Raw genomic sequence first — 21,686 nt, 5'->3', positions numbered from 1 at the left:
CGGATTAAACCTTACACCCGTCATTCACTCTATAGACGTTACCGAGACCAGCGGCACCCTCCTCAAAGTGCTCGAAGCCGGGATGCCGCGTTGACAATGCCGACCTGGGTTTCTATAAGTCCCCTCCGTTCTGGCGTCCGGTCAGTACCTGCTCACCTGAAAGCGAAGCGAGATGATGGAATTCACGGATTTTGATGCCGAACTGGCCGACTGGAACACGCTGCAAGCCGTCAATCCCTGCTCGGGATTGCTGCTGGGCAACGGCGCCAGTCTTGCCGTGTGGAAGAACTTCGCCTACGACTCGCTGTTCGAGCTGGCGCAGACCACGCGCAACAAACCCTTGAGCGCCACCGAGCTGGCGCTGTTCAAATCCATGGAAACGGAGAATTTCGAGCCCGTACTCAGCGGCTTGAAAGTCGCGATGCGGGTCAACGCGGCGCTGACGATCGGTTCGTCATCGCCACGCAACCGCTATTTCGCGATCAAGGAAGCCCTGATTCATGGCATCCGCTCGGCCCACATTCCGTGGCGCCTGATGGAGGCGGCGACTATTGGCAAGATCAGCGAAGCCCTGAGCCCGTATCAGACGGTGTATTCCACCAATTACGACCTACTGGCGTACTGGGCAGCGATGCATGGCGCGCAGCCGTTCGATGATCTGTTCGACGATGACGCTGTGTTCAACCTGCACCGCACCGACAGCCACGCCACGCGCATTTTGTACCTGCATGGCGGCATGCACCTGGTGAAGAACTTCGATGGCACGGCGCGCAAGTTGCTGTCTTCGGAGAGCACGCTGCTGGGCAGTTTCGCGATCAACGCGCTGGAAGATGTGCCGCTGTTTGTCTGTGAGGGCCCTAGCGACGACAAGATGAAGATCATCCGCGGTTCGGACTATCTGTCGTTTTGCCACACCCAACTGGCGCAGCATGAGGGCGCGCTATGCGTCTTCGGCCACTCGCTGGGCAAGCAGGATCGACACATTCTCAACGCCATTCTCCAAGCCCGTCCCAAGCACATCGCCATCTCGGTATTGCCGCGCAGTGACGCCTTCATCCAGCACCAGAAACGCCGCTACAGCGAACTGTTTGAAGGGCAGAACATCGAGCTGACATTCTTCAACGCCACGACCCACCCGTTGGGCGATCCGGCGCTTGCGGTGCCGGTGGCAAGGCTGAAGGAAGCGTTGGAGTTGAAGAAGAGTTGAGGGTTAGCGCGGCGAGTGCTCATATTCCCAACCCCGACAGGCCAATGCCACGTGCTTGGGGATAAGTGCAGCACCGCTGCTGTAAGCAGTAATGGTTCGACGCGTAAAGCCCAGCTCGATGGCCGCTGCCGAGAGCGAGAGGTTGTTCTTTGCCATCCACTGTTTGAAGTCGCGCGTCGGCATGACTTCACCGGCCTGCTCCAGCGCGAGCCGGTGAAGCGTCGACGCAGACAGCTCGATATCATTCCCCCACGACACGTCGAACCCCCAATCACCCACAGTCACCTGACTGAACAGCGTTTCATCCTTCAGCGGCACCAGCGCTTCAAATTGGTCGATGTAGGCCGACAAATCAACGGTATGACGCTTGCCGTTGTTCCAGCCGAGGATCAACGAGCGGCTGTTCGCGACAGGTTGCGCAGCGACGATGCGTAATTTGCTGGTCATGCCTCAAGTCCTCCGATTCTGCTCATACCAGATACGCCACAAGTCCCGGGTATGATTCCTGGCCCACTGCAGCGCTTCTTTCAGCGCCTTCCCCTCAGCGCCCCTGCCTAAGACCCTTAAACCGTCAATCTGCACGAGTGACTCCCCGTCAGGCGTCTGGACATGGAAATGGGGCGGGGCATGGTCGTCCGGATAGATTTTGATCTTCCAGTTGCGATTGTTATGTACGGTAGCCATGGCGGGATACTAGAGAAATTTTTTCCCCAGTACAAACTCTGATGACAAAAACAAAAACCGGACCCTACAGGTCCGGTCTTCCAATTACTCACCGCTTCAAATCTTCCCAGCCGCTGCCCTTTATTCGTTACCTTCCGACAACGACCCCACGACCACTGCCCCACCCTGCGTGTGTCTATTGACGCTGGTGGCGACCGATTCAGTGGTCAGGCGCATGCTGCTGAGGGCGGCGAGTCGGTCGCTGCTTGTCGTGTGCACGACGCTGCCTGACCAGTGAGCCGCCACCGTCGCCATCCATGCGAAAAGGAATACCACGACACCCTGCAACGCCCATTTTTCGATAACCGACACGATGGCTCTCCTGGCTGAATTCGACGGCACCAATTTGACCTTCAAACTGTTGCAGGAACGTTGCATTCAACTTCTGCACCAACATTTGAGTCGATTGAGTGCTCGTCAGGAAAATCCTCGAAAACGGCAGTTCCCCCCTTGTCCCCCGTTCATAATTCCCGGCTGAAGCCGGTCCCACAAAAGCATCGCGGTCGGTTAGCAGGACCGGCTTCAGCCGGGAAAAGGCCCGTTTGAGCGCCGCAGCATTAACAGGCGAAGTGTACGGACGATTCCGCACGCATCTGTAAATGGCCCCCATGCCGCCTCTGTGGCTGAATGAGCACGCGTTTCGCACCAACAAAAACAAGGCACGGCCCCCTATGTCCTCTCGTGAAAACACCGGAATGGTCCTCGGACTGATCGGCGTGGTGATCTTCAGCCTGACACTGCCCATGACCCGCATCGTGGTGCAGGAAATCCATCCTTTGCTCAACGGTTTAGGCCGCGCCCTGGTCGCGGCGGTGCCAGCGGCGGCGTTACTGATATGGCGCAGAGAAAAATGGCCGACCCCCGCGCAGTTCAAGGCGCTGGTGGTGGTCGCGCTGGGGGTGATCGTCGGGTTTCCGGTGCTGTCAGCCTGGGCCATGAAAACCCTGCCCGCCTCCCACGGCGCGCTGGTCAATGGCCTGCAACCACTGCTGGTCGCCATCTACGCCGCATGGCTCTCCCACGAGCGCCCGTCGAAAGCCTTCTGGGCCTGCGCCGCCATGGGCAGCGTTCTGGTGCTGGGTTACGCGCTGATCAGCGGGGCCGGCAATCTTCAGGCCGGTGATCTGCTGATGGTCGCCGCGGTGGCGATTGGCGGGCTGGGTTATGCCGAAGGCGGCCGCCTGGCCAAGGAGATGGGTGGCTGGCAGGTGATCTGCTGGGCGCTGGTGATTTCGATCCCGGTGCTGATCGTGCCCGTCAGCTATCTGGCGTGGCAGCATCAGGGGCCGATTTCTCCCGGCGCCTGGTGGGCCTTCGGTTACGTGTCGCTGTTCTCGCAATTCATCGGTTTCTTCGCCTGGTACGCCGGACTGGCCATGGGCGGCATCGCGCGGGTCAGTCAGATTCAGCTGGTGCAGCTGTTTTTCACCATGGCCTTCTCGGCGCTGTTTTTCGGTGAGCACATCGACCCGACGACCTGGATCTTCGCCGCCGGTGTCGTGGTCACGCTGGCCATCGGGCGTAAAACGGCGGTGATCGCACCCAAGCCGGTCGCCGCCGCTCGCGTCTAACCCAGCAGGCCATCCGCCTGGAGCAAGCGCTCCAGGCACTGCTCCTGAATGCCGTAGAACACTTTCAGCTCCTGAATCTTCGCCAGCAGCTCAGCCGGATCCGCCGGAGTCGCGCGCTTGACAGCCAGAATCATCTTGTTCTTGTTGGTGTGCTCCAGCGAGATGAACTCGAAGACCTTGGTTTCATAGCCGCACGCTTCCAGCAGCAATGCGCGCAGGGCATCGGTGACCATTTCGGCCTGCTGGCCCATGTGCAAACCGTATTGCAGCATCGGCTTGAGCAGCGTCGGGCTCTGGATCTGCAGGCGGATCTGTTTGTGGCAGCACGGCGAGCACATGATGATCGAGGCGCCCGAGCGGATACCGGTGTGAATCGCGTAGTCGGTGGCGATGTCGCAGGCGTGCAAGGCGATCATCACGTCCAGCTCGCTGGGCGCCACCGAACGCACGTCACCGCACTTGAACACCAGCCCCGGATGCTCCAGCCGCGCGGCAGCGTTGTTGCACAGCGTGACCATGTCCTCGCGCAGCTCGACGCCGGTGACGTTGCCTTCAGCCTGCAAGGTGTTGCGCAGGTAATCGTGGATGGCGAAGGTCAGATAACCCTTGCCCGAGCCGAAATCCGCGACCGTCACCGGTTTGTCCAGCGTGATCGGCGAGGTCGCCAGCGCGTGGGAAAACACCTCGATGAACTTGTTGATCTGCTTCCACTTGCGTGACATCGCCGGAATCAGCTCGTGCTGCTTGTTGGTCACGCCAAGATCGGTCAGGAATGGCCGGCTCAGTTCCAGGTAACGTTTTTTCTCGCGGTCATGCTCGGCGGTCGGGGCTTCGCGCTCCTGCTGGGCCTTGTTGCGGAATAGCGTGCTCTTGCCCTTCTTGCTGAACTCCAGCTGCACTTCATCGGTGAGCGACAGCAGATGAGCGTTCTTGAAGGACTCGGGCAGCAGGCTGGCGATCAGCGTCTGCGCCTCGGCAAGGGGGTGATTTTTGGTGATGTCGCGGGTCTTGTAGCGATAGACGAAGGACAGGCACGGCTGATCCTTGACCGTGACGGGTTTGATGATCACCCGCTGCAACTCCGCTTCGCTTCCGACGTACTTGGCCAGCACCAGTTTGATCAGCGAATTTTGCGTCAGGCAGGTGTCCAGCAGACTCAAGAACTGAGCGCGGTGATCCTGCGCAGGAACGGTGACGGGTGCGGTAACAGACATCGGAAAGCGCCTCGGGAGCGGAAATGCGAGGCGCTATTTTAGGCGGGTCGAGAGCGGTAGGTGCAATTAAATGACGCGGAGGGTCAGCAGAGGCATTCCCCCGCGGAGCGCGGGAACGATCAGATCACTCCAACACCACTAACCGGTTTGGCAACTCGTTGCGCGCCTGGGTCACGGGCACCTGCTCGCTCAGCACCTCGCCGCACGAAGTAATGCACCCCATAAAACCTTCCACAATCCGGCCGTCCTTTACCTGCCGGGTGAAGGTCTCGACCATCGAGCGCCAGACTTCGTTGTCCACGCGCCGGGCGATGCCGTCGTCGACGATGATCTCGACATAACGCTCGGCCTCGCTGACAAAAATCAGCACGCCAGTGCCATTGGCGGTGGCGTGCAGGTTCTGTTCGAGAAACTGCCGACGCGCCAGATTGCCCGCCCGCCAGTGCCGCACGCGAACAGGCACCAGCCGCGTGGTGATGCCCGGCAGCCGGCACACCAGCGCCACCACGATGAACGTGACAACCTGCACCAGCAGCAGATGATTGGCATTGAGCCAGCCGGTCAGCAGGTTGATCAGCCCCGGTACGAGCAACGCGATGACCCCGGCCCAGATCAGTGGCACGTAGGTGTAGTCGTCAGCGCTGGTGGCCAGCACCGTCACCAGTTCCGCGTCGGTCTGACGCTCGACGGTCTCGATGGCGTGGGCAACCCGCTGCTGTTCGTCTTTATTGAGCAATGTCATGCAAGCAAACCCTTCCTGAGCGAACAACTACCAGCCACCGGAGGCACCGCCCCCGCCAAATCCACCACCGCCACCGCGCATACCGCCCGAGCTCGAACCGCCAGAGCCGCCAGCACCGAAGCCCCCTGAGCCGCCAGAGCCGAAGCCGCCAAAGCCGCCGCCACCGGAGCCGATGGACCTGCCACGCCCGGAACGTGCGCTGATGTAACTGATGACCACGAATAACACCAGAAACAGCAGGGTCACTTTCCAGTCGACGCCTTCGTTTTCACTTGCCGCTGCGCTGCCGGTGGCGCCGACGGCGGGTTCGGCAAGGGGATCGCCGCCGAGCACCTGGACCATCGCCTCGGCACCTTTGGTGATACCGCCGACAAAATCGCCCTGCCGGAACGCCGGGGTGATGATCTGACTGATGATCACCGATGACTGCGCATCCGTCAGACGATCTTCCAGGCCGTAACCCACTTCGATGCGCACCTTGCGCTCGTCCCGGGCCACCACCAGCAGCGCGCCATTGTCCTTGCCCTTCTGGCCGATGCCCCAGTGACGACCGAGCTGATAGCCGTAGTCCTCGATGGTCGAGCCCTGCAGGTCTGGCAATGTGACCACCACCACTTGCTCGGTGGTCAGTTCTTCATGGGCGCGCAGCATCTGTTCGAGATGCTCTTTGCTCGGGCCGTCGATCATCCCGGCGGTGTCAACGACGCGCCCGGTCAGCGGCGGAAACGTGAGGTCGGCTTGCGCCCACTGGGCAAATACGCCCACCGACATCGCCAGTAACGCGACCAGCACTCCCCGCCGCGCGCGTCCCATCAGAATTTCACTTGTGGCGCTTTGTCAGCGTCAGCGGCAGTGGCTTCGAAGTTCGGACGCACCGGCAGATCGCTGTACATCACGGTATGCCACAGACGGCCCGGGAAGGTGCGGATCTCGGTATTGTAACGCTCGACCGCCGTGATGAAGTCGCGACGGGCCACCGCGATACGGTTTTCCGTGCCTTCAAGCTGGGACTGCAGCGCGAGGAAGTTCTGGTTGGATTTGAGGTCCGGATAGCGCTCCGAGACCACCATCAAACGGCTCAATGCGCCGGTCAGCTGACCTTGTGCGTCCTGGAACTGCTTGAGTTTGGCCGGATCGTTCAGGGTGCTGGCGTCCACCTGAATCGACGTCGCCTTGGCACGCGCTTCGATGACTGCGGTCAGGGTGTCCTGCTCTTGCTTGGCGTAGCCTTTCACCGTTTCCACCAGGTTGGGGATCAGGTCGGCGCGGCGCTGATACTGGTTCTGCACCTGGGCCCAGGCAGCCTTGACCTGCTCGTCGTAGGTCGGAATGTTGTTGATCCCGCAGCCGGACAACAGGGTCGTCAGCAGCATCATCAACGCCAGTGACAATTTGTAACGACTGCCCCGGCTGTGGTCATAACGCTCTGTTTGCATGGCGTGCGTGCTCCCTGTACTCATCAATAGTTAGTCCTGTCAGTCATGACTTTAGCCAAACCGGACGATCCCCGGCATAATCCCGCCCCATCGCGTTGTCGGGGCTCTGGATTGCCGGGCCACAATCAGATAAAACTCGTTGCGCTACTGATGCTCATATGAGGCAGGAGTTCAGCGGCGTTGCCGTCCTGACGACAATAAAAACCAAAGGTTCGACACCTATAACAACGGCTGACCGGTATTACGTGCGAGTTGCCGGCAACGCCTTGAGAAAACCATTCATGAATAAGCTGTGTTTCCTGAGTCTCGTCATCGGCCTGGTCAGTCAGTCCGCCTGGGCCGAAAACGCCACCACTGGCGTTGGCACCCCCTCCACGCTGCAAGCCAAGAATGCATTCATCGCCAACCTGATGAAGCAAATGACCCTCGACGAGAAGATCGGCCAACTGCGCCTGATCAGCATCGGCCCGGAGATGCCCAAGCCGGAAATTCTCAAGGAAATCACCGCAGGCCGCATCGGCGGCACGTTCAACTCCGTCGTGCTGCCGGACAACCGCGCCATGCAGGACGCCGCCGGGCACAGCCGCAACAAGATCCCGATGTTCTTCGCCTACGACGTCGTCCACGGCCAGCGCACCGTATTCCCGATCAGCCTGGGTCTCGCGTCGACCTGGGACATGAACGCCATCACCCGCACCGGTCGCGTGTCAGCGATCGAAGCCGCCGCCGACGGCGTGGACATGACCTTTGCACCGATGGTCGACATCACCCGCGACGCGCGCTGGGGCCGCAGCTCCGAAGGCTTCGGCGAGGATACCTATCTGGTGTCGCGTATCTCCGCCACCATGACCCGCGCGTTTCAGGGCACCAGCATGCAGGCGCCCAACAGCATCATGGCGGTGGTCAAACACTTCGCCCTGTATGGCGCGGTCGAGGGCGGTCGCGACTACAACACCGTCGACATGAGCCCGGTGCGCATGCAGCAGGACTACCTGCCGCCCTATCGCGCATCGATTGATGCCGGCGCAGGCGGCGTGATGATCGCGCTCAATTCCATCAACGGCGTGCCTTCCACGTCCAACGCCTGGCTGCTGCAGGATGTCTTGCGCAGGGATTGGGGCTTCAAGGGCGTAACCGTCAGCGACCACGGCGCGATCAAGGAACTGATCGACCACGGCGTGGCCAAGGACTTCCGCGAAGCCGCCAAGCTGGCGATCAAGGCCGGCGTCGACCTGAGCATGAACGACAAGGCCTACGGCGAAGAACTGCCGGATCTGGTAAAGAGCGGCGAAGTGTCGGTCAAAGAAGTCGATAACGCCGTGCGTGAAGTGCTCGGCGCCAAGTGGGAAATGGGCCTGTTCGCCAACCCGTACCTGCGCATCGGCGCGGCAGTGGATGACCCGGCCGATCGCAACGCCGAAAACCGTCTGCACCGTGCCGAAGCCCGCGACGTTGCGCGAAAGAGCGTCGTGCTGCTGAAGAACCAGAACGACACCCTGCCGCTGAAGAAGCAAGGCACCATCGCTGTGATCGGTCCGCTGGCCAAGAGCTCGATGGACATGATGGGCAGTTGGTCAGCGGCCGGGCTGGCGCGTCAGACCGTCAACGCCTATGACGGCATTGCGGCGGCGGTCGGCGACAAGGCCAAGCTGGTTTATGCACTGGGCTCCAACATCACCGACAACCAGCACGCCATTACCTACCTGAACAAGATGGACGACCAGATCGCCATCGACCCGCGTCCCGAGCAGGAAATGATCGACGAAGCGGTCAAGGCCGCGCAGCAGGCGGACGTGGTGGTTGCCGTTGTGGGTGAGTCGCGCAACATGTCCCATGAAGCGGCGAGCCGTGTCGACCTGGTAATACCGGGCCGTCAACGGGACCTGATCCGCGCGCTCAAGGCCACAGGCAAACCGCTGGTGCTGGTGCTGATGAATGGCCGGCCGCTGGCGCTGGGTGAAGAAAACGAACTCGCCGACGCCATGGTGGAAAGCTGGTTCCTCGGCACCGAGGGCGGCAATGCCCTGGCTGACGTGCTGTTCGGCGACTACAACCCGTCCGGCAAACTGCCGATGACCTTCCCACGCTCCGTGGGCCAGGTCCCGGCGTACTACAACCACCTGAACACCGGTCGCCCGTACCGCCCGAACGACTCGAACTACACCTCGAACTACTTCGAAGAGCCGACCAGCCCGCTGTTCCCGTTCGGTTATGGCTTGAGCTATACGCAGTTCAGCGTGTCGGACATCACCCTGTCGATCAACAAGATGACCCGCAAGGACAAGCTGACTGCCAGCGTCATGGTCAAGAACACCGGCAAGGTCGCCGGTGAAACCGTGGTTCAGCTGTACTTGCGCGACGTCGCCGCATCGATCAGCCGCCCGGTCAAAGAGCTGAAGAACTTCCAGAAAGTCATGCTGAACCCCGGGGAAGAGAAATCCGTGAGCTTCACCCTGACCGAAGAAGACCTGAAGTTCTTCAACCCGTCGCTGAAGTACGCGGCCGAGGCGGGCGAGTTCAAGCTGATGATCGGCCTGGATTCGGAGAACGTGAAAGAGACGACGTTCAATTTGCTGTAAGGCAGGAATCCGGGGCGAATGCGCCAGCCACTGAAAGGAGGTCATGCCCATGCCCCGTTCCGTCCGCCTTGTGCTCTATGTGTTGCTGATCTTCGCCGGTACCGTCATTGCGGCGACGCGGGCGATGCATCAAGCTCATCGGCATGCCCTGGAAGACGACGCTGGCCGCTCTAAAGATCGGCTGGCGCTCTACGCCAACACGCTGCAGACCCTGATCGAGCGCTACCGGGCTCTGCCGGCTGTTCTGGCCCTTGATCCGCAACTGCGGACGGCGCTGAGCGGACCGGTCAGCGCCGACACCACCCAGGCGCTCAATCTCAAACTGGAGCAGATCAACGGCGCTGCCCAGTCCTCCACCCTCGAACTGCTGGACCGCAACGGCCTCGCCGTCGGCGCCAGCAACTGGAGTCTGCCAAGCAGCTACGTGGGCCACAACTACGGCTTCCGCCCCTACTTCACGCAAACCCGCGCCACCGGTGTCGGGCGTTTTTATGCCGTCGGCGTGACCAGCGGCATCCCGGGTTACTTCCTGTCGAACGCGGTGCGCGACGAAGCCGGGCAGTTCATCGGGGCGATGGTGGTCAAGCTGGAGTTTCCGGACCTTGAACACACCTGGGCGCAAAACGATGACCTGCTGCTGGTCAGCGACGCCAAGGGCATCGTCTTCATCGCCAATCAACCGGGCTGGCGCTATCGGGCCCTGCGGCCGCTGACCGAGCAGGACCGCGCCGAACTGGCGAGCACGCGTCAGTACGACAAGCAGCCGCTGACGCCCTTGCATCAGGAGCTGCTGCGTACGTTCGGCGAAAACAGCCATCTCAGCCGCGTCGACGCCCCCAACGAGCAGACCGATTTCTTGTGGCAGTCAATGCCGCTGCCGACCGAGGGTTGGACCTTGCACCTCCTGCGCAGACCGCAGGCCGCCAGTGAAGACGTGCGCAATGCCGGACTGGCGGCGGCAGGCATCTGGCTGACGCTGGTGTTTCTCGGGCTATTTCTGTATCAGCGCTGGCGCCTTGGCCGCATGCGCCAGCGCAGTCGCGAAGAGCTTGAACGCTTGGTCGAGGAGCGGACGCGGGACCTGCAAACGGCGCAGGACGGTCTGGTGCAGTCGACCAAGCTGGCGGCTCTCGGCCAGATGTCTGCCGCCCTCGCCCACGAAATCAACCAGCCGCTGACGGCCCAGCGCATGCAACTCGCGACCCTGCGTCTGTTGCTGGAGCATGGCCGTGTTGACGATGCGTACAAGGCGTTGAGCCTGCTCGATCAGCAATTGACCCGCATGGCCGCGCTCACCGGCCACCTGAAAACCTTCGCCCGCAAAAGCCCCAGCGGCCTGCGCGAACGCCTTGATCTGGCCACCGTGGTCGATCAGGCGCTGCTGTTGCTGGACGCACGAATTCGTGAAGAGCGCGTCAGCTGCGTGCTCGACCTGACGCGTCCGGCCTGGGTGCGCGGCGACGCGATTCGGCTGGAACAGGTGCTGATCAACCTGATGCGCAACGCCCTGGACGCGATGGGCGACAAACCGCTCAAGCGTCTGGAAATCCGCATCGATGCACAACGCGAGCACTGGTGCATTTCGGTCATCGACAGTGGTGGGGGAATTGCTGAAGAGCATCTGGCCAACGTCTTCGATCCGTTCTTCACCACCAAACCGGTGGGCGACGGCCTGGGCCTGGGGCTCGCGGTGTCGTTCGCCATCGTGCATGAACTGGGCGGCCGGCTCAGCGCCGAAAACGTCAACAACGGCGCGCGGTTTTTCTTCTGTCTGACCCAGGCCCCGGAGGCCGACGCCCCATGCTGAACTCGGTAATCGTGGTGGATGACGAGGCGCCCATTCGGCAAGCGGTGGAGCAATGGCTCACGCTGTCCGGGTTCGAGGTGCGCCTGTTCAGCCGCGCCGAGGATTGCCTGGCGCAGCTGCCCGAGCACTTTCCCGGCGTGATCCTCAGCGATGTGCGCATGCCCGGCATGGATGGTTTGCAGTTGCTGGCCGAGTTGCAGCGGCGGGATCGCGACTTGCCAGTGATCCTGCTGACCGGCCACGGCGACGTGCCGATGGCCGTCGATGCCATGCGCGACGGCGCCTATGACTTTCTCGAGAAGCCGTTCACTCCAGAGACCCTGCTCGGCAGTTTGCGGCGGGCACTGGAGAAACGCGCGCTGGTGCTGGAAAACCGTGCCTTGCATGAACGGGCGGATAACCGCTCGCGTCTGGATGCAACGCTGCTGGGCATGTCGCCGACGATGCAGACATTGCGGCGGCAGGTCCTGGACCTCTCGCCACTGCCGGTTAACGTGCTGATTCGCGGCGAGACCGGCAGCGGCAAGGAAATGGTCGCGCGCTGCCTGCATGACTTCGGCCCGCGAGCGGACAAGCCTTTCGTTGCGGTCAACTGCGCGGCGATCCCTGAGCAGTTGTTTGAAGCCGAGCTGTTCGGCCACGAAAGCGGTGCGTTCACCGGCGCCCAGGGCAAGCGCATCGGCAAACTGGAGTACGCCCACGGCGGCACGGTGTTTCTCGATGAGATCGAGAGCATGCCGCTGGCGCAGCAGGTCAAGCTGCTGCGGGTGATTCAGGAGCGGCGGATCGAACGACTGGGTTCGAACCAGAGCATCGATATTGATGTGCGCATCATTGCCGCGACCAAGCCCGATCTGCTGGACGAAGCCAGGGCCGGGCGTTTCCGCGAGGATCTGGCGTATCGGCTGAACATCGCCGAATTGCGACTGCCACCGCTGCGCGAACGGCGAGAAGACATCCCTATGTTGTTCAGCCATTTCTCGCGGAATGCGGCAGAGCGCCTCGGCCGCAGCGCGCCGGTGCTGAGCAGTGAACAGCTGAGCCATCTGCTCAGCCACGACTGGCCGGGGAATGTGCGCGAACTGGCGAATGCGGCCGAGCGCCAGGTGCTGGGGCTGGACGGTCCCGCGGCAGAGGGCATCCCGGTGGGTCAGTCGCTGGTGGCGCAGCAGGAAGCGTTCGAAGCCCATTGCATTCGCTCGGCGTTGCGACGCCATCGGGGCGATATCAAGGCGGTCATGCACGAACTGCAACTTCCCCGCCGCACCCTGAATGAAAAGATGCAGCGGCACGGGTTGGTGCGCGAGGACTTTCTAGCGGAAGACAGTCATACAGGATGATCGCGGGGTGTCAGTGGGACCTGCTTCAGCCGGGAAATGGCCCGTTTGAGCACCCTCGATTTCGCGGCGTAACATCCGACGCCTTCCCGGCTAAAGCCAGTCCCACTAGATGATCGCGGGGTGTCAGTGGGACCAGCTTCAGCCGGGAAGAAGCCAGCATGACACCCTCAATTTCGCGGCGTGACACCCGACGCCTTCCCGGCTAAAGCCGGTCCCACTAGATGATCGCAGTCCGTCAGTAGGACCGGCTTCAGCCGGGAAGAGGCCAGCGTGAACACCCTCAATTTCGCGGCGTGACACCCGACGCCTTCCCGGCTAAAGCCGGTCCCACTAGGTGATCGCAGTCCGTCAGTGGGACCGGCTTCAGCCGGGAAATGGCCCGTTTGAGCACCCTCGATTTCGCGGCGTAACACCCGACGCCTTCCCGGCTAAAGCCAGTCCCACTAGATGATCGCAGTCCGTCAGTGGGACCAGCTTCAGCCGGGAAGAGAATTGCGGCAATGAGCGGATTTTCGCTCAGGCATCTTACGCAACAAGCGGATTTCCGCTCATCCACCCCACGCCAACCCTTCTACTCCGGGCCTTTCAGCTTTTGGCACAGCTCCTGCTATCACTGTCGTCAGAACGCCTCGATGCGTTCCTTCTAACAACAATGACCTGCAGGAAATCCCATGGCCATCCCCAATTCTGCCTCCCACGGAGCGGCTGCCACGCCAGTCGCCGAGAAAACCACCGGAAGTCGCCTGAAATCCATTTTCAGCGGTTCGGTCGGCAACATGGTCGAGTGGTACGACTGGTACGTCTACGCCGCCTTCTCCCTCTACTTCGCCAAAGTCTTCTTCCCCAAGGGCGACACCACTGCCCAGTTGCTCAACACGGCCGCGATTTTTGCCGTGGGCTTCTTGATGCGCCCCATCGGCGGCTGGCTCATGGGCCTCTACGCAGACCGCAAAGGCCGCAAGGCCGCGCTGATGGCGTCGGTGCTGTTGATGTGTTTCGGCTCGCTGATCATTGCTCTCACCCCTGGTTATGAAACCATCGGCGTCGGCGCCCCGATCATGCTGGTGTTCGCGCGCCTGCTGCAGGGCCTGTCGGTGGGTGGCGAGTACGGCACCTCGGCGACCTATCTCAGCGAGATGGCGACCAAAGAACGCCGGGGCTTCTTCTCCAGCTTTCAGTACGTGACGCTGATCTCCGGCCAGCTCATCGCGCTGGCGGTGCTCATCGTGCTGCAGCAGACGCTGACCACTGAACAACTGCAAACGTGGGGCTGGCGCATCCCGTTTGCCATTGGCGCGTTGTGCGCGGTGGTGGCGCTGTTCCTGCGTCGCGGCATGGAAGAAACCGAGTCGTTCACCCGCAAGAAGGACAAACCCAAAGAAAGCCTGATGCGCACATTGATGCGCCATCCGAAAGAGCTGATGACCGTCGTCGGCCTGACCATGGGCGGCACGCTGGCGTTCTACACCTATACGACCTACATGCAGAAGTACCTGGTGAACACGGTCGGCATGAGCATCACCGACTCGACGACGATTTCTGCCGCGACGCTGTTCCTGTTCATGCTGTTGCAACCGGTGATCGGCGCGCTGTCTGACAAGGTCGGCCGCCGCCCGATCCTGATTGCCTTCGGCGTGCTGGGCACCTTGTGTACCGTGCCGATCCTCACCACCCTGCACACCATCCAGAGCTGGTGGGGCGCGTTCTTCCTGATCATGGCCGCGCTGATCATCGTCAGCGGCTATACGTCGATCAACGCCGTGGTGAAGGCCGAACTGTTCCCGACCGAGATCCGCGCCCTGGGCGTCGGCCTGCCGTACGCACTGACGGTGTCGATCTTCGGCGGTACGGCCGAATACATCGCGCTGTGGTTCAAGAGCATTGGCATGGAGACCGGCTATTACTGGTACGTCACGGCCTGTATTGCGGTGTCGCTGCTGGTGTATGTGTTCATGAAGGACACCCGCAAGCACTCGCGGATCGAAACCGACTGACCTGAAACGGGGGGCTGGCGAGCCGCTTCGACCCGCTTCCAGAGGGCAAAATCAGGGGCAGCTCACTCACATGAGCTGCCCTTTTGCATTCGCAGGCGTGGCTAAGTGCATGAATAACGATCGCTTTTTGCAGTATCAATTTCAGCGATGATTGCTACTAATGCGATTGACTTATTAATAATTTTGAGGCGAGTAAAGTTCACTCCATACCGAGTTACCTACTAACTAAATCGATCTGGAGCAACTACCATGAAAACTAACAAACTGATCTTCGGCCTCGCTTTCTCCCTTCTTGCAAGCAGCGCCTTTGCACTTCCAGCCGTTGATGCGCACCACGCGGTAAATGCTGCGGTCGTTGCAGAAAACGGCTCGTCCCACACTAATATCGGTCGCGTCGCTGCTGACGGTTCTGACCACGTAGGTGCCAACCGCCTCGCTGCTGATGGTGCTGACCGCGTCGGTGCAAACCGCCAGGCCGCTGATGGCTCGGACCACGCAGGTGCCAACCGCCTCGCTGCTGATGGTGCTGACCGCGTCGGTGCAAATCGCCAGGCCGCTGATGGCTCGGACCACGTAGGTGCCAACCGTCTCGCTGCTGATGGCGCTGACCGCGTCGGTGCAAACCGCCAGGCCGCTGATGGCTCGGACCACGTAGGTGCCAACCGTCTCGCTGCTGATGGCTCGGACCATGTTGGTGCAAATCGTCTGAGCTAATACATCCATGACGTTCTCTCAGCCCGGCTTAATGCCGGGCTTAATTTTTCTGCGTTAAAACCTGAAACCCTTGGTTTGACTGGGCGCATGGCGGGTATCCATCGGAAACGCAGCAGCTTTTCACTCCAATACTGCTAACGCTCATGCTCAGCCGCCCCCCTACCCGGGCGCAGCGCTAGCAAAAAAATGACACCCAAGTCAACAGACAAATTCGCCATCACGAGCGAAAATTGCCCCATGTCAGCGCAAAAAGTTCTGCAACGCTTTAAAACCGGGCGCTCCAGCCCACTATCATTTTTGGCGATGGTCGTTACCAATACCGTTAACTTCAACTTAATCCGTACGCGCGTAATATTGGCTCCATTCCCAAGTTAACTAATTATTGAACTTACTGGAGCAACACTCATGAAAACTTCAAATATTATTTTTGGTATTAGTCTGTCCATCCTGGCATCGAGCGCATTCGCTCTGCCTGTTTCCGAACAGCACTCTGCATTTAATGGCACTGTCGTAGCAGAAGGCGGTTCTTCTCACACCAATGCGTCGCACACCGGTTCTTATCGTCAGGCTTCCGATGGTTCTGACCACGTTGGCGCCAACCGTCTTGCCGCCGACGGCGCTGACCGCGTAGGCAACAACCGCCAGGCCGCTGATGGCGCTGATCACATCGGTGCAAACCGCCTGGCCTCTGATGGCGCTGATCGCGTCGGTGCCAACCGCGCCAGCTAATCGGTGTCCGCATCATCCCGCTGCATGTTTATCGCTTCATGTTTCACCTCCTGAACTCCCTTTGTAGCCCGACGCTTGTCGGGCTTTTTTTTGCCCGGGGTTCGGAGGCTGCTGGAATCCTCACCCAATGCCTTGCACTATGTCGGCCTGCATGCCGCACATGCGCATACCTTGGCCGCCTCGCCGGCACACCCTCATTCAGGAACACACCATGTCAGACGATATTCATTTCTACGAACCGTCCAAAGGTCATGGACTGCCCCACGACCCGTTCAACGCCATTGTCGGCCCACGTCCGATCGGCTGGATCTCGTCCCAGGACGGCGAAGGCAAGCTGAACCTGGCGCCCTACAGTTTCTTCAACGCCTTCAACTATGTGCCGCCGATCATCGGGTTCTGCAGCATCGGTCGCAAAGACAGCCTGAACAATATCGAACAGACCGGGGAGTTCGTCTGGAACCTCGCCACGCGCAGCCTGGCCGAGCAGATGAACATGAGTTGCGCGGCAGTGCCGGCGGACGTCAGTGAGTTCGAGCTGGCTGGGTTGACCGCAGAACCGTCGCGCATCGTTTCGGTGCCAAGGGTCAAGGAGACGCCGGTTTCGTTCGAATGCAAAGTGACGCAGATCATCCAGCTGCAACGCGCTGACAAGGAAGTCGTGCCGAGCTGGCTGATTCTGGGGGAAGTGGTAGCGGTGCATATCGCCAAGCGGCTGCTGAAGGAAGGTGTGTATGACACCGCAGCTGGCGAGCCCATCCTGCGCGGCGGCGGCCCGGCTGACTATTTCCAGCTGAGCGCGGAGTCGCTGTTCAAAATGTACCGGCCGAAAGTCTGATCAATCCTCGGCGAACACCAGTTCGCCCTCTTGCGTGACGTCGGCAAGCCGCTCCAGCTCTTTGACGGCGGCGTCGTCAGCGGCGAGCGCGGTAGGGAATTTCTGTTCGGCGAGCACGCGGTGAAAGGTCGGCGCACCGCCCATGACCCGGGCCTTGACGGCGATTGCGGCACTGTAACCGTCGTCACCGGGGACTGCGGCCGAGACGGCTTCGTGGTGCTGGAATTCTTTGCGTGCCATGGTTCGACGCCTTGCCTGGAAAAATGAAGGCGAGATTTTAAACGCAGGCGTTCGAACACCTGAAAGGTTTTCTTCGCAGGCCCATCGCCTGCACCCGAGCAAAAGCACCGAAACCTGTTAGCCCGCCAGACGAGCCCCCTCAGGGGCATGAGCCGTCTGTGCCTGAGACGCCGTCACGGTGGCGAAGGTTTGAAAGTCCAGGCTCGCCACCAGCATTTCGGTCAGCAGCTCGGAAAAAAGGTTCAGTTCAGGCGCGGCAAACCAGTCGTTCATCGCGGAAGGATCGGCCCACGTACCGGTGATAACCCAGAGGTCTTCGTCGGTCAGAGACTTCTGCAGCGCGAAGTGCAGACAACCCGCAGCAGCGGCCGACGGGCTGATCAGACTGCTCAAACGGGCACCCAGTTGGGCACTGCGTCCAGCACGGGCGCGAACGGAAACCCAATGGCTCACAACTGAAGTGTTTAGCATGCTCTGCGCTCCTGCTTTTTTGCGTGCGTGTGTTTTGCGTGCGTGCCGCGCGCCGGGATCGGGAATCCATGAAACGAGCCGCGACGGGAAGTGAAGGTTAGGGTCAGGCGCGCGCCCTGCGGTAGCCAATTACTGCCCGGTTATTGCCTGATTCTGCGCTGACAGGTTCATCGTTACGTCGGGGGCTCCCCGCTGCGCCGCGTGATGCCCATGGACTTTCGAGCAACGATCCCAAGCGAACAGGGCACGTTCATGGCAACGCAACACAGCGGTAACAGAATCAGGCAAGCATCCGGCAGGATTCGCCTAACGCTTGCGCTTGCCCAAAAATAAGCTGTGCTGCATCAATGCTCTGTCAGAGGAATTCCCCATGTCGCTATCTGCTCTTGCGCCGTCCGCTCCGGATGCTCGACCTGTTGCCGAGCTGAGCGCGCAGATGACGCAACAGCGCGCCGAACTGGCGGAGCTGATCCGCCGTCATGCGCCCGCCGATGGCAGTTTCCAGACGGTGATCAAGCCGCTGTTCATGGTTCGCCACGATCATCCGTCGCAATCGGTGCCGGGGCTGGTGCAACCGGCGCTGTGCATCATGGCCCAAGGCCGCAAGGACGTGACGCTGGGCGGCGAGTTGTACACATACGACCCGCTCAATTACCTGGTGCTGTCGGTGGCGCTGCCTATCAGCGGCAAGGTGATTTACGCGACGCCGGAAGAGCCGCATCTGGCCCTGCGCCTGGAAATCGATCCGGTGGAAATCAACGCATTGATCGCCGAGGCCGGCCCGATGAGCGTACCGACGCGTCACAGCGGCCGCGGCATGTACGTCGAGCGGATCGATTCACAGCTGCTCGATGCCGTCATCCGGCTGATCCGCCTGCTGGACACGCCGAAAGACATTCCCATGCTCGCGCCGCTGATCAATCGGGAGATCCTTTACCGGCTTCTGCGTGGGAGCGAAGGGCACCGGCTGTATGAAATCGCCATCTCCAACTGCCAGACCCATCGCGTCACCCAGGCGATCAAGTGGCTCAACGACCATTTCCAGGAGCCGCTGAGGATTGAGGATCTGGCGAAGGAGGTAAACCTGAGCGTTTCGACGCTGCACCACCGTTTCAAGTCCGTCACCGCCATGAGCCCGCTGCAATACCAGAAGCAACTGCGTCTGCAGGAGGCCCGGCGCTTGATGCTGGCGGACGGCCTCGAAGCGTCGGCCGCCGGTTACCGGGTCGGCTACGAAAGCGCTTCGCAGTTCAGCCGCGAATACAGTCGCCTGTTCGGTGCGCCACCGTTACGCGACCTGGCGCGGCTGCGCAGTACGGTTTGAAGCGCGCCGGTCAGTTACGTAAACCGTCAGTCGAGGCTGCTCATCCAGCGCTCCTGATCGATCTCGATCAACGTCGGGCCGTCACGCTGACTGGCTGAGCTCAGTGCCGCCTTCAGTTGCTCAACACTGCCGACCGCCTCCGCGGCGCATCCCAGGGCTTTGGCAACACCGACAAAATCAGGCGTGAAAATGTCGACGCCGATGGGCTCGATGGCGCGGTTGACCATGTACTTCTTGATCTCTTCGTAGCCCTGGTTATTCCACAGCAGCACGACGATGGGGGTTCGCGCTTCCACCGCACTCGCCAGCTCGGACAGGGTGAATTGCAGACCGCCGTCGCCAATCAGGCACACCACCGGGTTGGATTCTCCGGCGTCGCGGCGGCCCAGCCACGCGCCCACTGCAGCGGGCAATGCGTAGCCAAGGGTTCCGTAACCGGTTGATGAATTGAACCAGCGACGGGGCTTGTCGAGGTCCAGGGTCAGGTTGCCCGTGTAGACCGGCTGGGTCGAGTCGCCCACGATCACGGCTTCCGGCAGCACGTCGAGCACCGTCTGCAAAAACAGCGTCTGCCCACGGGTCGCATCGTCCCAGCCCGCCTCAAGACTTGCCTTCAGCGCGGCAACCCGCGCGGTGCCCCACTCCTCGCGGCGTGGCATCAGCACTTCGCTCGCCAGCGCATCGACCAAGGCCTCGGCGGCGTATTGAGCGTCAGACACCAACGCGACCGTCGGCGCGAAATGACGCACAGTCTGATCGGGGTCGATGTCGATGCGCAGTAACGCGCCTGGAATCTTGAAGTGGCCCTGGAAGGTGATGTCGTAGTCGGTCTCGGCCAGTTCAGTGCCGATGGCCAGCACCACGTCGGCACTTTCAATGACCTCACGGGTGGCATCGAGGGATTGCGTCGAGCCGATCAGCAGCGGGTGAGCGCTCGGCAGCATGCCTTTGGCGTTGATGGTCAGCGCGACCGGCGCGCCGAGCCGTTCGGCCAGACGCGTCAACGACGGGGCGGCGTGAATGGCGCCGCCTCCCGCCAGAATCAACGGCCGTTGGGCGGTGGCAAGCAGATTCGCCATTTGCCGGATCGCCGCAGGCGCCGGCCCTGCGCGACTCACCGATACCGGTGGGCTGTGCAGGGCATCGGCATTTTCCACCAGCACGTCCAGCGGGATTTCGATGTGCACCGGACGCGGCCGCGCCGTTTGGAACACCGCGAACGCCCGGGCCAGCACCGACGGCAGCTCGGCCGCTGACATCAGCGTATGAGAAAACGCCGCGACACCCGCGACCAGCGCACTCTGGGACGGCAGCTCATGCAGCTTACCGCGACCGCCGCCCAACTGACTGCGCGACTGCACGCTGGAAATCACCAGCATCGGGATCGAGTCCCCATAGGCCTGGCCCATCGCCGTGGTGATGTTGGTCATGCCGGGGCCGGTGATGATGAAGCACACACCCGGCTTGCCTCGCGTGCGCGCGTAACCATCGGCCATGAAGCCTGCGCCCTGCTCATGGCGCGGGGTGATGTGGATAATCGACGAACCCGCCAGCCCTCGGTAAAGCTCGACCGTGTGCACGCCCGGAATCCCGAACACCCGCTCCACCCCGTAGCCTTCGAGCAACCTGACCAGCACTTCCCCGCACGTCGCCATGTGTCTGCCCCTTTCGTATGCATTTCCCAACGCCACCCGCAATTTGCCAGGCTCGATAGGCGACCATTGAAGCTGCAGGGCCGTATCGACCACAACGCAAAAAATGTCATGCTTAGCCATGTCCTCAGCTCATGGCTCGTCCCCCCGATGAAACGCCTCCCGCCCCTGCCCGCTTTGCACACGTTCCTGATCACGGCGAAGTGCTGCAATTTCACCCGGGCCGCGGAGGTGCTGCATATCACTCAGGGTGCCGTCAGCCGTCAGATCTCCGGGCTGGAAATGCATCTGGGCTATCGTCTGTTCTATCGCGAGGCCCGAGGCTTGAGCCTGACCGCCCAGGGCCGCGAACTGCTGCCGCGCATGGAACAGGTGTTCAGCCTGATCGAAGAAGCGGTGGATCAGGTCGGTGCCAAGCCAAAGGCGCTGCGGATCAAGGCGCCCACCTGCATCAGCCGCTGGTTGTTGCCGCGCCTGATGCAGTGGCAGAAAGAGCGGCCTGACGTGCCGGTGCAACTGACCACGACCAGCGCCCACACGGTGGATTTTCGGCGGGAAGAGTTCGACGCCGCCGTTGTGTTCGGCGTCCATCCGGGTGATTCCACTTACGTACGGCACCTCTTCGACGAACAACTGACACCCGTGTGCTCAGCGTCGCTGCTGGCGAGCAATCCCCTCTTCCGTCTCGCCGATCTGGAACAGCACATGCTCCTGCACCCCACCCTCGATGAGCGTGACTGGACGCTGTGGCTGAAGGCCGCCGGGGCCAAGCTGAGCAATGTCGAGCACGGCCAGCACTTCGACACGATGGACCTGGCGATGACCGTCGCATCACAAGGGTCGGGCGTTGCCATCGGCGACTGGTCGCTGATCGGTGAAGACCTGAGCGCGGGGCGCCTGGTCATGCCGTTCGAGCTGAAAGTCCGGAGCGGCGCGGCGTATTATTTCGTGCATCCCAAGCGCGCCGAGGCGCCTTCTCCGCTTCAGAACCTGCTGGAATGGCTGTGGCTGCAGGCGGCTGAACGGCGCACCGGTTGAGGGGCGCAATGCCGGCTCTTCCCCAACGGCCCGGCTGATACAAACATTCAATCCCCATCGCCCGACCCAC

The 21,686-nt window shown here is 61.3% G+C and carries 21 protein-coding genes; 11 read left to right on the top strand and 10 right to left on the bottom strand.

Annotated elements, in window-relative coordinates; translation table 11 throughout:
* The first annotated feature begins 175 nt into the window (after positions 1 to 175).
* A complete protein-coding gene (locus tag QMX88_RS02860; protein WP_282366286.1) occupies positions 176 to 1,207 on the top strand; it encodes a DUF4917 family protein in 1,032 nt (343 codons plus the stop codon).
* Positions 1,208 to 1,210: 3 nt separating this feature from the next.
* Here the strand turns inward: QMX88_RS02860 and QMX88_RS02855 are convergent, their stop codons facing one another.
* The 3 genes from QMX88_RS02855 to QMX88_RS02850 all read right to left on the bottom strand — a co-directional run bounded on the left by QMX88_RS02855 (position 1,211) and on the right by QMX88_RS02850 (position 2,242).
* On the bottom strand, positions 1,211 to 1,654 hold the full coding sequence (locus tag QMX88_RS02855; protein WP_282366099.1) for a DUF2442 domain-containing protein: 444 nt from the start codon (positions 1,652 to 1,654) through the stop codon (positions 1,211 to 1,213).
* A 3-nt stretch (positions 1,655 to 1,657) separates the two neighbouring features.
* The gene (locus QMX88_RS29530; protein ID WP_192171666.1) at positions 1,658 to 1,891 is read right to left on the bottom strand and encodes a DUF4160 domain-containing protein; all 234 of its coding nucleotides are present in this window, start codon (positions 1,889 to 1,891) and stop codon (positions 1,658 to 1,660) included.
* Positions 1,892 to 2,011: 120 nt separating this feature from the next.
* Complete coding sequence (locus tag QMX88_RS02850) at positions 2,012 to 2,242, bottom strand: hypothetical protein (protein WP_282366097.1); 231 nt, start codon at positions 2,240 to 2,242, stop codon at positions 2,012 to 2,014.
* A gap of 359 nt (positions 2,243 to 2,601) precedes the next feature.
* Between QMX88_RS02850 and QMX88_RS02845 the strand changes: the two genes are divergently transcribed.
* Positions 2,602 to 3,501: a DMT family transporter gene (locus tag QMX88_RS02845; protein ID WP_282366094.1), complete on the top strand. Its 900-nt coding sequence runs from the start codon at positions 2,602 to 2,604 to the stop codon at positions 3,499 to 3,501.
* On the opposite strand, the gene QMX88_RS02840 is transcribed toward QMX88_RS02845, so the two are convergent.
* From QMX88_RS02840 to QMX88_RS02825, 4 genes are all read right to left on the bottom strand, one after another.
* Positions 3,498 to 4,715 (bottom strand): class I SAM-dependent methyltransferase, encoded by a 1,218-nt coding sequence (locus tag QMX88_RS02840; RefSeq protein WP_282366091.1) that lies wholly within the window; start codon positions 4,713 to 4,715, stop codon positions 3,498 to 3,500. The two genes, QMX88_RS02845 and QMX88_RS02840, sit on opposite strands and share 4 nt — an antisense overlap.
* 124 nt (positions 4,716 to 4,839) lie before the next feature.
* Positions 4,840 to 5,457: a TPM domain-containing protein gene (locus tag QMX88_RS02835; protein WP_282366089.1), complete on the bottom strand. Its 618-nt coding sequence runs from the start codon at positions 5,455 to 5,457 to the stop codon at positions 4,840 to 4,842.
* A gap of 27 nt (positions 5,458 to 5,484) precedes the next feature.
* Positions 5,485 to 6,270 carry a TPM domain-containing protein gene (locus QMX88_RS02830; RefSeq protein WP_282366087.1) on the bottom strand — a complete coding sequence of 262 codons (786 nt, stop codon included), beginning with the start codon at positions 6,268 to 6,270 and terminating at the stop codon, positions 5,485 to 5,487.
* A complete protein-coding gene (locus QMX88_RS02825; protein WP_420793016.1) occupies positions 6,270 to 6,833 on the bottom strand; it encodes a LemA family protein in 564 nt (187 codons plus the stop codon). The genes QMX88_RS02830 and QMX88_RS02825 overlap by 1 nt, the downstream gene beginning before the upstream one ends.
* A 341-nt stretch (positions 6,834 to 7,174) precedes the next feature.
* On the opposite strand from QMX88_RS02825, the gene bglX reads away from it, so the two are divergent.
* From bglX to QMX88_RS02790, 7 genes are all read left to right on the top strand, one after another.
* Positions 7,175 to 9,472 carry a beta-glucosidase BglX gene (gene bglX / locus QMX88_RS02820; RefSeq protein WP_282366081.1) on the top strand — a complete coding sequence of 766 codons (2,298 nt, stop codon included), beginning with the start codon at positions 7,175 to 7,177 and terminating at the stop codon, positions 9,470 to 9,472.
* A 43-nt stretch (positions 9,473 to 9,515) separates the two neighbouring features.
* Positions 9,516 to 11,279, top strand: a complete 1,764-nt coding sequence (locus QMX88_RS02815) for a sensor histidine kinase (protein ID WP_282366080.1) — start codon at positions 9,516 to 9,518, stop codon at positions 11,277 to 11,279.
* Positions 11,273 to 12,619 (top strand): sigma-54-dependent transcriptional regulator, encoded by a 1,347-nt coding sequence (locus tag QMX88_RS02810; RefSeq protein ID WP_282366079.1) that lies wholly within the window; start codon positions 11,273 to 11,275, stop codon positions 12,617 to 12,619. Before QMX88_RS02815 ends, QMX88_RS02810 begins: the two co-directional genes overlap by 7 nt.
* Before the next feature lie 671 nt (positions 12,620 to 13,290).
* Positions 13,291 to 14,613: an MFS transporter gene (locus tag QMX88_RS02805; protein ID WP_192171676.1), complete on the top strand. Its 1,323-nt coding sequence runs from the start codon at positions 13,291 to 13,293 to the stop codon at positions 14,611 to 14,613.
* 249 nt (positions 14,614 to 14,862) lie between these two features.
* Positions 14,863 to 15,327, top strand: coding sequence for a hypothetical protein (locus tag QMX88_RS02800; protein WP_282366076.1), 465 nt, complete (start codon positions 14,863 to 14,865; stop codon positions 15,325 to 15,327).
* A gap of 405 nt (positions 15,328 to 15,732) precedes the next feature.
* Positions 15,733 to 16,056, top strand: a complete 324-nt coding sequence (locus QMX88_RS02795; protein ID WP_282366074.1) for a hypothetical protein — start codon at positions 15,733 to 15,735, stop codon at positions 16,054 to 16,056.
* A 211-nt stretch (positions 16,057 to 16,267) separates the two neighbouring features.
* Entirely contained in the window at positions 16,268 to 16,891 is a 624-nt protein-coding gene (locus QMX88_RS02790) for a flavin reductase family protein (RefSeq protein WP_282366070.1), read from the top strand.
* Here QMX88_RS02790 and QMX88_RS02785 read toward each other — a convergent pair whose 3' ends face one another.
* Together QMX88_RS02785 and QMX88_RS02780 are read right to left on the bottom strand one after the other, a co-directional pair.
* On the bottom strand, positions 16,892 to 17,131 hold the full coding sequence (locus tag QMX88_RS02785; RefSeq protein ID WP_192171680.1) for a hypothetical protein: 240 nt from the start codon (positions 17,129 to 17,131) through the stop codon (positions 16,892 to 16,894).
* A 117-nt stretch (positions 17,132 to 17,248) separates the two neighbouring features.
* Positions 17,249 to 17,602 carry an antibiotic biosynthesis monooxygenase family protein gene (locus QMX88_RS02780; RefSeq protein WP_282366066.1) on the bottom strand — a complete coding sequence of 118 codons (354 nt, stop codon included), beginning with the start codon at positions 17,600 to 17,602 and terminating at the stop codon, positions 17,249 to 17,251.
* Positions 17,603 to 17,972: 370 nt separating this feature from the next.
* Here QMX88_RS02780 and QMX88_RS02775 point away from each other — a divergent pair, with 370 nt between their 5' ends.
* A complete protein-coding gene (locus QMX88_RS02775; RefSeq protein WP_442969426.1) occupies positions 17,973 to 18,926 on the top strand; it encodes an AraC family transcriptional regulator in 954 nt (317 codons plus the stop codon).
* A gap of 26 nt (positions 18,927 to 18,952) precedes the next feature.
* On the opposite strand, the gene QMX88_RS02770 is transcribed toward QMX88_RS02775, so the two are convergent.
* Positions 18,953 to 20,581: a 5-guanidino-2-oxopentanoate decarboxylase gene (locus QMX88_RS02770; RefSeq protein ID WP_282366064.1), complete on the bottom strand. Its 1,629-nt coding sequence runs from the start codon at positions 20,579 to 20,581 to the stop codon at positions 18,953 to 18,955.
* Positions 20,582 to 20,728: 147 nt separating this feature from the next.
* On the opposite strand from QMX88_RS02770, the gene QMX88_RS02765 reads away from it, so the two are divergent.
* Positions 20,729 to 21,616, top strand: coding sequence for a LysR substrate-binding domain-containing protein (locus tag QMX88_RS02765; protein ID WP_282366062.1), 888 nt, complete (start codon positions 20,729 to 20,731; stop codon positions 21,614 to 21,616).
* The last annotated feature ends 70 nt before the right edge of the window (positions 21,617 to 21,686 follow it).

Origin of the sequence: Pseudomonas sp. PS02290 (genome assembly GCF_029960075.1) — a bacterium.
Taxonomy (GTDB): domain Bacteria; phylum Pseudomonadota; class Gammaproteobacteria; order Pseudomonadales; family Pseudomonadaceae; genus Aquipseudomonas.
The sequence above is the reverse complement of the archived record's forward strand: the minus strand, read 5'-3'. Positions and strand labels throughout refer to the sequence as shown.